General features: G+C 70.8%; 11 protein-coding genes and 1 other RNA gene. 9 read left to right on the top strand and 3 right to left on the bottom strand.

Annotated features, from left to right (window positions below; translation table 11 throughout):
* Positions 1 to 107 precede the first annotated feature (107 nt).
* A complete protein-coding gene (locus tag ACFWGP_RS17100) occupies positions 108 to 3,965 on the bottom strand; it encodes a S8 family serine peptidase (RefSeq protein WP_275505732.1) in 3,858 nt (1,285 codons plus the stop codon).
* 78 nt (positions 3,966 to 4,043) lie between these two features.
* Here ACFWGP_RS17100 and ACFWGP_RS17105 point away from each other — a divergent pair, with 78 nt between their 5' ends.
* Positions 4,044 to 5,045, top strand: a complete 1,002-nt coding sequence (locus ACFWGP_RS17105; RefSeq protein ID WP_231430614.1) for a transcriptional regulator TrmB — start codon at positions 4,044 to 4,046, stop codon at positions 5,043 to 5,045.
* A 50-nt stretch (positions 5,046 to 5,095) separates the two neighbouring features.
* Complete coding sequence (gene prfB / locus ACFWGP_RS17110; protein ID WP_231430615.1) at positions 5,096 to 6,205, top strand: peptide chain release factor 2; 1,110 nt, start codon at positions 5,096 to 5,098, stop codon at positions 6,203 to 6,205.
* Here prfB and ACFWGP_RS17115 read toward each other — a convergent pair.
* Positions 6,202 to 6,924, bottom strand: a complete 723-nt coding sequence (locus ACFWGP_RS17115) for a TetR/AcrR family transcriptional regulator (protein ID WP_231430617.1) — start codon at positions 6,922 to 6,924, stop codon at positions 6,202 to 6,204. The two genes, prfB and ACFWGP_RS17115, sit on opposite strands and share 4 nt — an antisense overlap.
* Before the next feature lie 135 nt (positions 6,925 to 7,059).
* On the opposite strand from ACFWGP_RS17115, the gene ACFWGP_RS17120 reads away from it, so the two are divergent.
* From ACFWGP_RS17120 to ACFWGP_RS17145, 6 genes are all read left to right on the top strand, one after another.
* Positions 7,060 to 8,724, top strand: coding sequence for an amidohydrolase (locus ACFWGP_RS17120; RefSeq protein WP_376931438.1), 1,665 nt, complete (start codon positions 7,060 to 7,062; stop codon positions 8,722 to 8,724).
* Between the two features lie 23 nt (positions 8,725 to 8,747).
* Positions 8,748 to 10,208: a Na+/H+ antiporter NhaC family protein gene (locus ACFWGP_RS17125; protein ID WP_231430620.1), complete on the top strand. Its 1,461-nt coding sequence runs from the start codon at positions 8,748 to 8,750 to the stop codon at positions 10,206 to 10,208.
* A 91-nt stretch (positions 10,209 to 10,299) separates the two neighbouring features.
* Positions 10,300 to 11,409 carry a cell division ATP-binding protein FtsE gene (gene ftsE, locus ACFWGP_RS17130; protein WP_231430621.1) on the top strand — a complete coding sequence of 370 codons (1,110 nt, stop codon included), beginning with the start codon at positions 10,300 to 10,302 and terminating at the stop codon, positions 11,407 to 11,409.
* Positions 11,406 to 12,317, top strand: a complete 912-nt coding sequence (ftsX, locus tag ACFWGP_RS17135; RefSeq protein WP_231430622.1) for a permease-like cell division protein FtsX — start codon at positions 11,406 to 11,408, stop codon at positions 12,315 to 12,317. Before ftsE ends, ftsX begins: the two co-directional genes overlap by 4 nt.
* A gap of 78 nt (positions 12,318 to 12,395) precedes the next feature.
* Complete coding sequence (gene smpB / locus ACFWGP_RS17140; protein WP_231430624.1) at positions 12,396 to 12,872, top strand: SsrA-binding protein SmpB; 477 nt, start codon at positions 12,396 to 12,398, stop codon at positions 12,870 to 12,872.
* Between the two features lie 52 nt (positions 12,873 to 12,924).
* Complete coding sequence (locus ACFWGP_RS17145) at positions 12,925 to 13,662, top strand: tyrosine-protein phosphatase (RefSeq protein WP_231430625.1); 738 nt, start codon at positions 12,925 to 12,927, stop codon at positions 13,660 to 13,662.
* 15 nt (positions 13,663 to 13,677) lie between these two features.
* Here ACFWGP_RS17145 and ACFWGP_RS17150 read toward each other — a convergent pair whose 3' ends face one another.
* Positions 13,678 to 14,355 (bottom strand): SIMPL domain-containing protein, encoded by a 678-nt coding sequence (locus ACFWGP_RS17150; protein ID WP_376931439.1) that lies wholly within the window; start codon positions 14,353 to 14,355, stop codon positions 13,678 to 13,680.
* A 163-nt stretch (positions 14,356 to 14,518) separates the two neighbouring features.
* On the opposite strand from ACFWGP_RS17150, the gene ssrA reads away from it, so the two are divergent.
* Positions 14,519 to 14,887: a transfer-messenger RNA gene (gene ssrA / locus ACFWGP_RS17155) on the top strand.
* Positions 14,888 to 15,039: the final 152 nt, after the last annotated feature.

The raw sequence follows: 15,039 nt of genomic DNA on the forward strand, positions 1-15,039 counted from the left end.
CTACACCCGGCACGCGGTGCGGACGCATGCGAGCCGCGGCCCGTGCGACGCGAACGAGGGGCCCGGCCGTGACGGCCGGGCCCCTCGCCTCTCACGGGGGAGTGAGTTCAGCGAACGCCCTTCGCGGGCGCGGCCTCGAACGCGCGGTCGATCTCCTGCGAGAAGGTGTTGCCCGCGGCATCCTTCGCCGTCACCCGCAGGTCGACCCAGCCGCCCTTGTCGGCGACCGGCACCTTCGCGGCGTAGCCGCTCACCCAGGCGCGGCTCTTCACGAAGACGTCGCCGTCGCCCTCGACCGCACCCGTCGGGGCATCGGTCTTCGCGGGCTGCAGCGCGACCTCTACCCAGTCGCCGCCGGCGGCGCGGGCCTCGAGCGTCGCCTCGGTGATCGCGCCGGCCGGCGCGGAGCCCGCGACGTGGCCGAGCTCGAGGCCGAGCGCGATGCCGGTGCCCTTGCGGCGACCGTCGCCGGCCTCGTTCGCGGCGTTCACGTCGAGGTCGTAGTACGCCTGGATCATCGGCAGCAGCCGGTTGGTCCAGTCGCCGAGCTTGCCCTCCGAGGTGAACGTCCAGTCGCTCACCGTCTTCGTCGAGCCCTCGAGGTGCGAGCCGTCGTGGGTCGCGGTGCTCACCACGCGGATCTGCTGCTCGCCGTCGGGCAGGTCGTAGACGTTCACGCCCTGATGCTCGGCCTGCTTGACCAGTTCGCCGTCGAAGTACACGTCGGTCGTCTGCGTCACGGTCGAGGGCTCCACCCAGGTGTCGAAGGTGCCCGTGCGATCGGCGCTGCCGCCGTCGGCCCAGCTGGGCACGTTGATCTGCGCGTAGTCCGAGACGCGGTACGGCACCCAGAACCCGGTCGCCACGTACGGGCGTACGATGCCGCCGAAGTACTCGGCCGACGTGCGTTCGCCGGGCTCGTAGGTGTGCTGGATGTCGCGGATCTCCCACAGCACCGAGCTGACGGCGACCCACTGGTTCCAGCGCAGTCCTTCGGTGTTGACCCACTCGGTGCGATCCATGCCGCGCTGGGCGATCATCGGGAAACCGCTGCCGTACTGGGCACCGGGCACGAAGTCGTAGCGGAACTCCGCGAGCTCCTCCTGCTGTCCGTGGAAGCGGGTGTCGATACGGGCGAGGTCCTTCTTCGAGTGCGTGTACGCGAGGTCCGACGGGATCTCGCCGTCGCCGTACTCCGCGATGTCGTAGACGACGTCCGAGTAGTGCGTCCCGATCGCCGAGACCGTCAGCTTCTTGTTCTTCGCGAGCCGGGCGATGAGCTCGCGGCCCTCGATGCCGCTGATGGTCGCGACGGGGATCGCGACGTCCGAGAAGTCCGTCTCGGAACCGACCCACGCGTTGAACTCGGCGTCCTGGTCGTTCGCGAGAACGAGCAGCTTCACTCCGGCGGCGGCCGCGTCGGCAGCCTGCTGCGAGGCCGAGCGCTCGGCGGTGCGCGTGACGACGGCGACCTTGCCGGCCGCACCCGCTGCGGCGAGCTCCTCCGGCGTGCCGGTGCCGGCGTCGACCGCCGTGGCCTTCAGCGAGCCGTCGAGCAGGGCGGAACCGCCGGGCACGATCACGTCGAGCTGGTGCTTGCCCGCGGTGACCTCGAGGAACGGCTTCTGCAGGCGCCACCGGGTCGTGAAGTCGAAGTCGGCGTCGTCGACCGTCATCGGCTGCGCCCACATCTCGTCGGTCCAGATCGGCATCATCGCGCTCGCGAGGAAGTCGTCGACCTTCATGTCCATGCGCCGGAACACCGGGTCGAGCCCGTCTTCGCCGACGTCGAGCGTGACCTGCTCGGTCGTGCGCGCGTCGAGCGCGACCGTGCTGTCCTCGTCGAGGTGCAGCGTCGGCTCGCCGACCATGACGCTCGCGAGCGTGTCGGGCGTGCGCTGCAGCTCCATGAACGACATCAGCGTGTAGTCGCCCTTCAGGATGCGCAGCGTCGTCTCACCGTCGACCCACACGGGCTCTGCGAACTGCGTGGCGGGGTTCCAGAGGTACGCGTAGGTCGCCGTCGGCTCGCCGTCGAAGTCGGTCGCCGTGATGGTGAGGTCGTAGCGCTCCGCCTCGGCGATCGTGCCGAGCGCCGTGCGGGTGACCGGCTGGCCGTCGACCGTGCCGACGAGCGCGCCCGACAGCTGGCTTCCCGCGGGAACCACGGCCGGGTCGACCGTCATGGTCGCCGAGCGGGTCTCACCCGCCGGGATCGTGAGCGACGCGACGTCGAGGGTCAGGGCGTCGAACGCGATGCCCGCCGAGAGCGGGCCCGGGTCGACTCCGCCGCCGGGGGTCGTGTCGTTCAGCGTCGCCTCGAGCGCGACCGTGATCTCCGCGTCGGTGCGGTTCGTGTACTCGACCGTGCGCTCGACGGGCGTCGGCTCCTCGCCCCAGCGGAGCATGCCGAAGTCGCCCGAGCCGGCGGCGATCACCGGGGCGTCGAGGGCGGCGTCGACGTCGATGACGCCCGCTCCGCCCTGGTACGGCGTCTGGCCGTGGTCGACCGCGGTGCTCGCGAGCGCCGCCTTCAGCTGGTCGGCGGTGTACTCGGGATGCCGCTGCTTGATGATCGCCGCAGCGCCGGCGACGTGCGGGGTCGCCATCGAGGTGCCGCTCATGGCGACGTAGTCGCCCGAGCCGGCGCTGTCGGCCGATCGGGCGGCGGTGACGTCGCTGCCGGGGCCGGTCACGTCGGGCTTCAGCGAACCCGAGCGCGTGAGCGGCCCCTGGCTCGAGAACCACGACAGGTCGCCCGACGGGTCGTCGACCGACCCCACCGTGAGCGCCTCGGCGGCGGAGCCGGGGGCACCGATCGTCTCGGCCGCTCCGGCGTTGCCTGCGGCGACGACGAACAGCGCGCCGGTCTCGTCCGCGATGCGGTTGAGCGACTCGGCCATGAGGTCCTCGCCGTCCGAGGCCTCCATCGAGCCGAGGCTCATCGAGACGATCGGGGCGTTCTGCCCGGCCCACTCCATCGCCTCGATGATCCACGAGTCCTGGCCGTAGCCGTCGTCGCCGAGCACCTTGCCGACGAGCAGGTCGGCGCCGTCGGCCACGCCGCGGTGGGTGCCGCCGCTCGCGGCGCCGTTGCCTGCGATGGTCGAGGCGACGTGGGTGCCGTGCCCGTTGACGTCGGTCGCGACGTCCGAGTCGGGCACGAAGCTCTTCGACGCGGGAAGCACGCGACCCGCGAGGTCGGGGTGGGTGTCGTCGTAGCCGGTGTCGAGCACCGCGACCGTGACGCCGTCGCCCGTGTACCCCTCGGCCCAGGCCTCGGGGGCATCGATGAAGGGCACGCTCGAATCGAGCGACGCCTTCACCTTGCCGTCGAGGTGGATGGTCTCGATGCCGTCGGCGAGCGACGGCGCCGCCGAGGTGCTGCGGGCGGCCGCCCCGCTCGGCGCGGTGAGCGCCTGCCACGCCGATGCCGCGTCGTCGTGCCCGAGCGTCGCCGCGGCCCCGCCGATGCTCTCGAGCTGCGCCCGCACCTCGAGGCCGGGCACGGGCGCGGCGAACGTGCGGGCGGCCGCGCCGTCCTGCTCGACGATGACGGGGGTCGCATCGACCGACGCGTCGTCGTAGCCGAACTCGATGAGCTTCGTCACGTTGAACAGGTCGCCGTCGAGCGCTCCCGACGCGAGGTAGGGCATCGCGCCCTGCGGGACGACGTGCAGGTCGCCCCCAGTCTCGAAGGTCTGCACGCCGGCTCCGTCGACGGCGGTGTCGACGGAGACGGTGTGCGTACCGTCGGAGAGGTCGGTGACCGTGACGCGATCGCCGGTGATCAGCGTGACGGTGTGGGCACTGCCGGCGGCCGCACTGGCGTGGGGAACGCCGGACGCAGGGCCGGCGGCCGCCGGCAGGGATGAGAGGCCGACGCCTGCGATGCCGATCGCCAGGCCGCTCGTGGCGGCGACGATCGGAAGCAGACGGCGACCGAAGGGTTGGGGTCGTGACATGCGCGAGCCTCTCGGTGTAGGGGATTCCGTCTCCCACCTTCGCCGCCCGCTCGCCTAAAGTGGTGGCGGAGTCCCGCCATGGCCATGATCCGCCACGGTCGGGCGGGCGAGGAGGTCAACGTGCTCGAGGCGCTCGGGCTCGACGCGGCGCACACCGCGGTGTACCGGTGCGTGCTGCAGCAGCCGTCTGCGTCGACCGCCGAGATCGGCGCGATGCTCAGCATGTCGGTGCCGCGCGTTCGCTCGATCGCGACCGAGCTCGAGGGCCTCGGGCTGCTCGCACGGCAGGGCTCGAACCGCGACCGGTTCGTCGCGTCGCCGCCGTCGATCTCGCTCCGCCCGCTGCTGCTCGAACGCGAGCGCGGGCTCACCCGCGCGCACGAGGCCCTCGTCGAGCTCGGCGAGCTCTACCGGCGCTCGGCGGATCAGCGGAGCGTGGCCGACGTCGTCGACGTCGTCATCGGCGACGATTCCGTGCGGCAGCGGGTCGCCCAGCTGCAGGCGGCGTCGACCGAGCAGGTGCGGGCGCTCGTGCTGCACGATGTCGCCCTGCTGAGCGGCGAGGAGAACGTCGAGGAGGACCGCGCGCTCGAACGCGGGGTGCGCTACCGGGTGATCGTCGAGAGCGGCGTGCTCGAGCGCCCCGGATGGCTCGCCGTCGCGCGCGAGATGGCGCAGATCGGCGAGGAGATCCGGGTGCTGCCGACGCTGCCGACGCGGATGTTCATCGCCGACGACCAGATGGCGCTCGTGCCCATGCGTTCGCAGGGGGAGGATCGCGGGTTCGGCGCGCTGCTCATCCACCCGAGCGGCCTGCTCGACCTCGTGATCTCGATCTTCGAGGAGTACTGGCGCTCTGCCACCGAGTTCCTGCCGATCGCCGCGGCACCGTCCTCCGACGACATCGACCGCGACCTCCTCAGGCTGCTGCTGCTCGGCGTGACCGATGCGGGCGCCGCCTCGCAGCTCGGGATCTCGCTGCGCACCCTGCAGCGCCGCGTGGCCGAGCTCATGGAGACGGCCGGGGTCACGAGCCGCATGCAGCTCGGTGCCGAGGCCGTGCGGCGCTCCTGGGTCTGAGGCGCCGGCGCGAGGCATCCACCCCGCAGCCGACTAGGCTGGAGGGCGCCATGTTGGAACTTGACCTCTCGCAGGAGATCGCGGCGCTGCGCGCCACCTTCGGCGACATCCGTACCGTGATCGACGTCGACGCGCTCGAGGCGCAGATCGCCGAGCTCTCCGAGCAGGCGGGCGCTCCAGACCTCTGGGACGACACCGCGAACGCCCAGAAGGTGACGAGCGCGCTCAGCCATCGCCAGTCCGAGCTGAAGCGCATCACCGAGGTCGGGCAGCGGCTCGACGACCTCGACGTGCTCATCGATCTCGCCAATGAGATGGAGGACGAGGACTCGGCCGCCGAGGCGCGCGCCGAGGTCGCCGCCCTGCAGAAGACGATCGGCGACCTCGAGGTGCAGACGCTCCTCGACGGCGAGTACGACGATCGCGGCGCGGTCGTCACGATCCGCTCGGGGGCCGGCGGCGACGACGCGACCGACTTCGCCGAGATGCTCATGCGCATGTACCTGCGCTGGGCCGAGCGGCACGACTACCCGGTGAAGGTGCTCGACACCTCGTACGCCGAGGGTGCCGGCATCAAGTCGGCGACGTTCGAGATCGACGCCCCCTACGCCTACGGCACGCTCTCGGTCGAGGCGGGCACCCACCGGCTCGCCCGCATCAGCCCGTTCGGCGGCGCCGACAAGCGCCAGACGAGCTTCGCCGCGGTCGAGGTCATCCCGGTCATGGAGGAGGCGACGGAGGTCGAGGTCCCCGAGAACGACATCCGCGTCGACGTCTTCCGCTCCTCGGGCCCCGGCGGCCAGTCGGTCAACACGACCGACTCGGCGGTGCGCATCACCCACCTCCCCACCGGCATCGTCGTCTCGATGCAGAACGAGAAGTCGCAGATCCAGAACCGCGCCGCGGCGATGCGCGTGCTGCAGACCCGCCTCCTGCTGCTGAAGAAGGAGGAGGAGGCGGCGCAGAAGAAGGAGCTCGCCGGCACGATCACCGCGAGCTGGGGCGACCAGATGCGCTCGTACTTCCTCTACGGCCAGCAGCTCGTGAAGGACCTGCGTACCGGCTACGAGGTCGGCAACCCCGCCACCGTCTTCGACGGCGACCTCGACGGCCTCATCGCCGCCGGCATCAAGTGGCGCAAGCGCAAGGACGACGACTAGCCACGATCCGACGTCGCCGCGCCCGACGGGTCGGCTCGGCCGGCCTCGTCGTCTGCGAGCTCGGCCCGCAGGCCGGTGACGAGCGCGGCGAGTCCAAGCTCGAACGAGCGATCGGTGGGGCGGATGCCTCGCGCCGACGCCGCGGCCGAGCGCAGCGACTCCACGTGGGCGTACTGCGGCGCGTCCGCCGCGGCGTCGCCCGGTGACATGATGTCTGCGGGTGCGAGCGCGTCGAGCGACGACCCGATGATGAACGACTCGAGCGCGACGAGTGCGTCGACGACGCCGTCGGCGCGCCAGCCCTCGCGCAGCAGTCGCCCGGTGATCGCATCGTAGTTCGCGACCGAGCGCGCCTGCCCGTCGATGGGCGTGGTCGCGAGCAGGGTGATGCCCGCGGGGTTGGCGGCCATCGCCGAACGGTACGAGCTGCCCCACCGGGCCACCGCCTCGGCGAGCGGCACCTCGTCGGACTCGAAGCCCGACACGTCGAGGAGGTCGGCGAGTCGTCCGCGCATCGCGCGGACGACGTCGGCCTTGCCGCGGAAGTAGTGGTAGAGCGCAGGCGGGTGCACCGAGAGCGACCGGGCGAGGGCCGCCATGGTGAACCCGTCGGGTCCGGCCGTCTTCGCGAGGTCGAACGCGGCGTCGACGATCTGGTCGGCGCTCAGTACGGGCGTGCGCGGGCGACCGGCGGTGCGTTTCGTCGGGGTCGGGTTCACCTGGTTCCTTCGGTGTCGTCGGTCGTCGGGTCGTCGATTTGGCCGTGCTGCGCGGGCGGAGTAACGTGTGCCCGAATTTAATCACGTTAAATTGCGCAGCCGGCCAACGAGGGCGACGGCGCGGAAACGAGCAGCATGCAGCGCATCTTCGCCGACACCATTCTCGTGGGGGCCCGGGTCATCACGATGAACCCGCGCCAGCCGGTCGCCGAGGCGATCGCGATCCGGGGCGGACGCATCCTCGCGGTGGGCGACGCCGCCACGCTCGCCGAGCTCCGCGGACCGGCGACGACGGTCGACGACCTGCGCGGCGCCTCGGTGACGCCGGGCCTCATCGACGCGCACATGCACCCCATCCAGGGCGTCGAGCTCGCGGTCGGCATCGACTTCGGGGGAGTGCGCGACCCCGAGCGGTTCCTCGAACTGCTCCGCGCCGAGGCCGCGCGCGTGGCAGGCGGCACCGCGGGCGGCTGGGTGCGCGGCTGGAACATCGACTACGACGTGTTCTCGACCCTGCCGATGACCGCCGCGGCGATCGACGACGCGACCGCCGGGGCGCCGGCGTTCCTGCTCTTCTTCGACGGGCACACGGCGCTCGCCAACAGCGAGGCGCTGCGGCGCTCGGGCATCACGGGCGCCCGCACGTTCGGCGACACCTCCGAGATCGTCGTCGACGAGTCCGGCCGTCCGACGGGCGCGCTCCGCGAGGACTCGGCGTTCGACATCGTGCTGCGCACCGCGCCCGAGTACACCCGTGAGGAGACGCTCGAGCGGGTCCGCGAGATCCTCGGCGGCCTCACCGCCTCGGGCATCACGGGCGGCTGCATCATGGACGGCAACCCGGGCACCCTCGACCTGCTCGACGAACTCGACGGCGAGGCATCCGCCGCCCCTGACGACCGCGACGCGCGGAGCCTGCTCCCCGTGCGCATCGTCTCGGCGATGGCGCACAACCCCGGCTACGACGAGGAGCGCACGCAGCACCACCTCGCGCAGCGCGACCGCCGCGGCCGGCGCTGGCGGGGCGGCCTCGTGAAGCTCTTCAACGACGGCGTCATCGACACCGGCACCGGTTGGCTCTACGAGCCCGACACGCACGGCGAGGGCCTCCACTCGTTCTGGGCCGACCCCGACGAGTTCGAGCGCGTCGTCGCCCGCTACTCCGCCGCCGGATTCCAGATCGCGACCCACGCGATCGGCGACCGCGCGATCGGCACGACGATCGACGCGTACCTGAAGGCGGGCGTGCAGTCGGCCCAGGGCGCCCCGCACCGCATCGAGCATCTCGAACTGCTCGCCGACCGCGACCTCGCGCGCCTCGCCCAGACCGGCATCACCGCCTCGGTGCAGCCGCTGCACATGCAGTGGCGCAAGGCCGACGGCTCCGACTTCTGGGCCGAGCGGCTCGGCCCAGAGCGTGCGGCGCTCGGCTGGCGCGTGCGCGACATGATCGACGCCGGGGCGCCCGTCGCACTCGGCTCCGACTGGCCGGTGGCGCAGACCGACGCGCGCATCGGCCTCGCCTGGGCGCGGCTCCGCCGCGAGCCCGGCAATCCCGACGCCCCGGTGTTCGAGCCCGACCAGGTGCTCACGCCGTACGAGGCCCTACAGGGCTACACCGTGTGGGCGGCGCTCGCCCAGGGCGACCACGACCTCGGCGTCATCGCGCCGGGGTACCGTGCCGACCTCGTGGTCTGGGCCGACAGCCCGATCGCCGTCGGAGCGGACGACCTGCTCGACCTGCCCGTGCTGACGACGATCGTCGACGGGCGACCCCTGACCGCGGCATCCGCCGCCTGACCCCCTTCGAATCCGAGGCAACCATGCAAGACGTCGGCGCGCTCGCGCTCCTCCCCGTCGTCATCATCCTGCTCGTCGCGGTGCTCACCCGGCGCACCCTCTTCGCCATGCTCTGCGGCACGCTCGTCGGTGCCGTGCTGCTCGGCGGCTGGGGCTTCTTCGACTCCTGGATCGGCTACTTCGGCACCGCGATGGCCGACGAGACCCTGCAGTGGCTCATGCTCGTCGTCGTGCTCTTCGGCATCCTGATCACGCTCTTCGAGCGCTCGGGCGCCGTGCGCGAGTTCGCCGCCTGGGCCGAGCGCTTCGTGAACTCGCGGCGCAAGTCGACGGTGCTGAGCTTCCTGCTCAGCATCGTGCTCTTCGTCGACGACTACCTCAACGTGCTCACGGTCGGCACCTCGATGAAGGCCGTCACCGACCGGTACAGGGTGCCGCGCACCGAGCTCGGCACCATCATGAAGCTCACCGCCGCGCCGATCGCGGTCGTCGTGCCGTTCTCGACCTGGGCGCTGTTCTTCGCGGGTCTCCTCGAAGCGCAGGGCGTCACCGTGGACGGCTCCGGCTTCGGCGCCTACCTCCAGGCGATCCCCTACATCTTCTTCGGCTGGATCGCGCTCGTGATCGCCGCGCTCGTCGCCTTCGGCGTCTTCCCGCGGCTCGGGGCGCTGAAGAAGGACGCGAAGCGCGCCGACACCACGGGCGACGTGTTCCCGGCCGGCACGACCGAAGAGGAGCGCCTCGCCGAGGGCGTGCTGCCGGCGGATGCCGAGGTCGGCGAGTTCGCCGCGTCGGGCGACGACGGCGGACGCGCGGTCGCCGCCGCGCCGGTCGCGGTCGCAACCCGGGCCCCCGACATCGCGAAGCCCCGGCCGTGGAACTTCCTCGTGCCGATCGCCGTCATGATCGCCGTCACGATCCTCACCGAGGTCGACGTGCTGAAGGGCACGGTCGCCGCCCTCGTCGTCGCGATCGTCATGTACACGGTGCAGCGCCGCCTGAAGATCAAGGGCGTGTTCGACGCGGCCTTCGACGGCGTCGGCAGCATGCTCTTCGTCATCGTGCTCACCGCCCTCGCGTTCATGGTGCAGCACATGAACATCGACCTGAAGCTCGCCGACTTCGTGATCGCCACGACCGAGCCCGTCATGATCGGAGCGCTGCTGCCGGCGATGGTGTTCCTCGTCTGCGGCGTCTACGCCTACGCGACCGGGTCGTTCTGGGACCTCGCCGCCGTCATCACCCCGATCGTGATCCCGCTCGCGCTCGCGATGGACGTGAACCCGATCATCGCCGGGGCCGCGGTGTTCTCGGGCGCCGCCCTCGGTTCGACGACGTGCCTCTACGGCGACGGCATCATCCTCGCGTCGCGTTCGACCGGCATCAAGCCGCTCAACCTGATGACGGCGATCCTGCCGTACGCGGCGATCGCGGCCGTGCTGAGCCTCGCCGGCTACCTCGTGGTCGGGTTCCTCGGCGTCTGACCGGGCCGGTCGTCCCGATCGAGTGGGCGGCGGCACCGATTTCCGGTGTCGCTGCCCACTTTTGGGTGCCGCCTGCCTAGGCTCGAACACGATGATCCGCTTCGACTCCGTCACCAAGTCCTACCCCGGCCAATCGAGGCCCGCCCTGAACGACATCGGGGTCGAGATCCTGCGGGGCGAGTTCGTGTTCCTCGTCGGCGCATCGGGCTCCGGCAAGTCGAGCTTCCTCCGTCTGATCCTCAAGGAGGAGAAGCCGACGAAGGGCAAGATCCACGTGCTCGGCCAGGACCTCGGCAAGATCTCCACCCGCAAGGTGCCGTACTTCCGCCGCGACCTCGGCGTCGTGTTCCAGGACTTCCGGCTGCTGCCGAACAAGTCGGTGTTCGAGAACGTCGCCTTCACCCTGCGGGTCATCGGCAAGTCGCGCGGCTTCATCCAGTCGGCGGTGCCCGAGACGCTGAAGCTCGTCGGCCTCGACGGCAAGGAGAAGCGCATGCCGCACGAGCTCTCGGGCGGCGAGCAGCAGCGCGTGGCGATCGCACGCGCGATCGTCAACAAGCCGCAGATCCTGCTCGCCGACGAGCCGACCGGCAACCTCGACCCCGTCACGAGCGCGGGCATCATGACCCTCCTCGAGCGGATCAACGCGGGCGGCACGACGGTCGTCATGGCCACGCACGAGGCCGGCATCGTCGACCAGATGCGCCGCCGCGTCATCGAGCTGTCGGCCGGCGACATCGTGCGCGACGAGCGCAGCGCCGGTTACGACGGCCAGACCGTCCGCGACGTCGAGTACGTCCCCGAACAGGGTGGCGAGGCCGTCGAGGATGTCGCGACCGACGCCGAACGCGTCGCCGCCGCCGTCCCTCCGGAGTCGGCGCAGGCGTCCGAGACGGCGCAGCCGGCCGCGACGATGGCTGCGACCACTGCGGCCGCACCCAAGGTCACGGCCGAGGTCATGCGCGACGCCGAGCCCCTCTACGTCGAGCCCGAGGCGACCGACGAGGTCACCGAGGCCGCTGCCGAGATCACGAAGGCCGCGACCGGTGCCATCGAGGTCGACCCCGAGAAGCTCGTGCCGAAGGAGAAGGCCCCGGGCGAGGCATCCGCCCCGCTCACCCTCGCCGAACGGTTGGGGCTCAGGGCGCCGGGAGGCCCGCGAGAAGGCGACAGCGACCAGGAAGTGGGGCCGACGAAGTGAGGATCGGGCTCGTCCTGCGCGAGGCGGCGAACGGACTTCGCCGCAACATCACCATGGTCGTCTCCGTGGTGCTCGTCACGTTCATCTCGCTGACGTTCGTCGGCACCGCCGCGCTCATGCAGTTGCAGATCGCCCAGATGAAGGGCTTCTGGTACGACCGCGCCCAGGTCGCGGTGTACCTGTGCACCTCGATGTCGACGGCCGCGGGCTGCACCGACGGCGAGGCCAACGAGGAGCAGAAGGCGGCCGTTGAGGCGCAGCTGAAGTCCGACACGCTGAAGCCCTTCATCGACGAGTTCTACTTCGAGGACCACGAGCAGGCCTACGAGAACTTCCAGAAGCAGTTCGAGGGCACGCCGTCGGCCGACTACGTGACCCCCGACGTGCTGCCCGAGGCGTTCTGGGTCAACCTCATCGACCCGTCGCAGTCGGACGTCATCGTCGAGAGCCTCGCCGGCATGGCGGGCGTCGAACAGGTCGTCGACCAGCGCCGCTACCTCGATCCGATCTTCGACGCGCTCAACGCGGCGAGCTACACGGCGATCGCGATCGCCGCGATCATGCTCGTCGCCGCCGCACTGCTCATTGCGACGACGATCAGGCTGTCGGCGTTCTCGAGGCGGCGCGAGCTCGGCATCATGCGGCTCGTCGGCGCCTCGAACCGGTTCATCCAGACACCGTTCGTGCTCGAGGGCGTCTTCGCCGGGCTCGTCGGGTCGCTCCTCGCGGGTGGCGCCGTCGTCGCGATCGTGCACTTCTTCGTGCAGGGCTACCTGGCGAAGAACCTGTCGCTCACGTTCGTCGACAACGGCGACGCGCTGCTCGTGATGCCGCTGCTCGTCGTGGTCGGGGTACTGCTCGCCGCCGTCTCGGCGGGCATCGCGATCAGGCGGTACCTGCGCGTCTGAGTCGGATAGACTGAACGGCTCGCCCGGCATCGGCCGGAGGCATCCGTCAGTGTCAGCTCGATTCGCAAGGAGATCACCGTGCCCAGGGAACGCGGACAGAAGGTCGTCGCGACCAACCGCAAGGCGCGGCACGAGTACCTCATCGAGGACACCTACGAGGCCGGGCTCGTGCTGCAGGGCACCGAGGTGAAGTCGCTGCGCGAGGGGCGGGCGTCGCTCGTCGACGGGTACGCGTTCATCGACGGCGGCGAGATGTGGCTCGATGCGGTGCACATCCCCGAGTACACCGAGGGCACGTGGAACAACCACGCGCCCCGGCGCAAGCGCAAGCTGCTGCTGCACAAGCAGGAGATCGTGAAGATCAGCCACCGCATCAAGGAGGGGGGCTACACGCTCATCCCGCTCTCGATCTACTTCAGCGACGGCCGCGCGAAGGTCGAGCTCGCGGTCGCCCGAGGCAAGCGCGAGTACGACAAGCGGCAGACGCTGCGCGAGCGGCAGGACAAGCGCGAGGCGGATCGCGCGATGGCGAGCCGCCGGCACCTCGGCGAGTGAGCCGGGTCGAGCCTGGGTGACCCGCTCGGCCGCCGGAGGTAGGCTCGTCGCGATGAAGACGTCGATGCGCATCCCCGTTCCCGGCACGTACAATTTCCGCGATGTCGGCGGACTGCCCGCCCGCACGGGCCGGGTGCGCGACGGGGTGCTCTACCGGTCCGACGGGCTGTTCCGGCTCGGCGACGCCGGCAAGGCCGAGTTGCGAGAGCTCGGCGTCGGCATCGTGATCGACCTGCGCGACGACAACGAGGCCCGCTCGATGCCCGACGACCTCGACGGGCTCGACGTCGAGGTGCTGCGGCTGCCGGTGTTTGAGGGATCCGGCGCCTCGCAGGGCATGGCGGGCATCTCGCTCGAAGCCCTGTACGACCGCATCGTCACGCAGCATGCGGGCGTCGTGGTCGCGGCGCTGCGCGAGATCGCGAGTGCGGGCGAGCGTTCGGTCATCGTGCACTGCACCGCGGGCAAGGACCGCACCGGGATCGTCGTCGCGCTCGCGCTCCTGGCCGTCGGCGTCGACCGCGAGGCCGTGATCGACGACTACGCCAGGACCGAGGCGAACCTCGCGGGCGAATGGCTCGAGGGCATGGTCGCGGTCATCGCGAAGTACGGCGTGCCCGACACCCCGGAACTGCGCACCCTGATGGGAGGGAGCCCGCGGGAGGCGATCGAGGGCGTGCTCGACACGGTCGAGCGCGCGCACGGGTCGGTGCGCGAGTACCTGCTCGCGTCAGGGCTCGGGCTCGGCGACCTCGCCGGTCTCGAACGCCTGCTCATCGACGGCGACTGAGCCGCGGGCGGCGCCTCAGCCGGCTCGGACCTCGGCGTGGAATCGCGCCTCGACGGAGGCTTCGACGACGAGCACGGCGGGTGCGAACTCGGTGCCCGACCCCGCGCCTCCGCCGTCGTAGGCGGCCATCGCCATCTTCATGCCGCCGCGCGGTGCGGGCGGCAGCGGCTGGGCCGTGAGGAGTCCCGTGTCGGCGAGCTCCACCGGCGTCGGCGCACCGAGCCCGAGGGCGGCCGCGTAGACGCGCGCCTTCGCGATGGCGTCGGCGACCGCGGCGCGCTGCGCGAGTTCCTGCACGCGCCGGCGGGTCGCCTCGGTCAGGCGCCAGTCGATGCCGTCGAGGTCGACGGCCTCGCCGTCGGAGACCCGGCTCACCCATTCGCCGAGCCGGTCGAGGTCGCTGAACACGATCTCGACCTCTGACCTGGTCTGGTGCACGAGCGGCAACTGCCGGCCCTCGTTGTTGAACGGGCGGTGCGACCACACTCGAAGCTGACCCGCCGACCAGGTGTCGAGCGCCCCGGCGGCCTCGAGATCGCGAACCTCGGCGAGGAGGCGCTCGCGCGCCCGGGCAGTGCGGGCGAGGGCGGTGTCGCGTTCGGGCTCGGAGACCCCGATCGTGAGCGTGACGGCGGCGAGCTCGGGGTCGACGCGTTCTTCTGCGGTGCCGCGAACGGCGATGACGGTGGCCATTTGGTCCTCCACGAGGCATCCGCTCGAGGTCTGGGAATGGCGGAGCGGTGTCGCCTGTTCTAGACTGTAAGGCCGCGCACCCCTTCGTCCTGCGAACGGGTCGCGACTCTTGGAAACTCCACAGCGTGCGATGAAGGTCCGTCGAATCCGTTCGACGTCACATGGGGATGATCGGTTTCGACATCGCCTGTGTGCCCACGAGAAGCGGGCCGAGGATGCAGGGTTATCTCGTGAACGCCCCCTGCGAACAAATAACTGCCAATAAGAAGCAGTCTGACTTCGCCCTCGCTGCCTAAGCGAGCTCGATAGTCCGTCAGTCCGGGTTCGTTCCCGCCCCGGTCACTGACGTCATCTAGGGAACTTGCTGCGCGTCGTCGCCTGAGCGACGTGCGGGACTCTTTCAGGCTGGGCCCGTCGACTCAGGTGCCTGTGGCAAGAGTCGGGGCCGAGCAGAGCGCTTTCACAGGCTGCGCCCGGAGAAGACGTGGAATCTCAGCGATGGACGGGGGTTCAATTCCCCCCATCTCCACCACCGGCCGTCATCGCACGCTGCGGAAACCGCAGAACGCCCGGCGACTCCACTCGGAGTCGCCGGGCGTTCTGCGTCGGGGACGTAACGGGTCGGGTGTCGTCGGGGACGACGTGCTGGCTCAGTCGGTGAATGCGCCCCCGCAGTAGTCGCAG

The sequence above is a fragment of the Agromyces sp. NPDC127015 genome (assembly GCF_042725165.1).
GTDB lineage: Bacteria > Actinomycetota > Actinomycetes > Actinomycetales > Microbacteriaceae > Agromyces > Agromyces chromiiresistens.

Coding starts and splice junctions, on each gene's coding strand:
- ACFWGP_RS17150 (WP_376931439.1), bottom strand. CDS start 14,355: ATGGCCACCGTCATCGCCGTTCGCGGCACCGCAGAAGAACGCGTCGAC.
- ACFWGP_RS17120 (WP_376931438.1), top strand. CDS start 7,060: ATGCAGCGCATCTTCGCCGACACCATTCTCGTGGGGGCCCGGGTCATC.
- prfB (WP_231430615.1), top strand. CDS start 5,096: ATGTTGGAACTTGACCTCTCGCAGGAGATCGCGGCGCTGCGCGCCACC.
- ACFWGP_RS17100 (WP_275505732.1), bottom strand. CDS start 3,965: ATGTCACGACCCCAACCCTTCGGTCGCCGTCTGCTTCCGATCGTCGCC.
- ACFWGP_RS17105 (WP_231430614.1), top strand. CDS start 4,044: ATGGCCATGATCCGCCACGGTCGGGCGGGCGAGGAGGTCAACGTGCTC.
- ACFWGP_RS17125 (WP_231430620.1), top strand. CDS start 8,748: ATGCAAGACGTCGGCGCGCTCGCGCTCCTCCCCGTCGTCATCATCCTG.
- ACFWGP_RS17145 (WP_231430625.1), top strand. CDS start 12,925: ATGAAGACGTCGATGCGCATCCCCGTTCCCGGCACGTACAATTTCCGC.
- ftsE (WP_231430621.1), top strand. CDS start 10,300: ATGATCCGCTTCGACTCCGTCACCAAGTCCTACCCCGGCCAATCGAGG.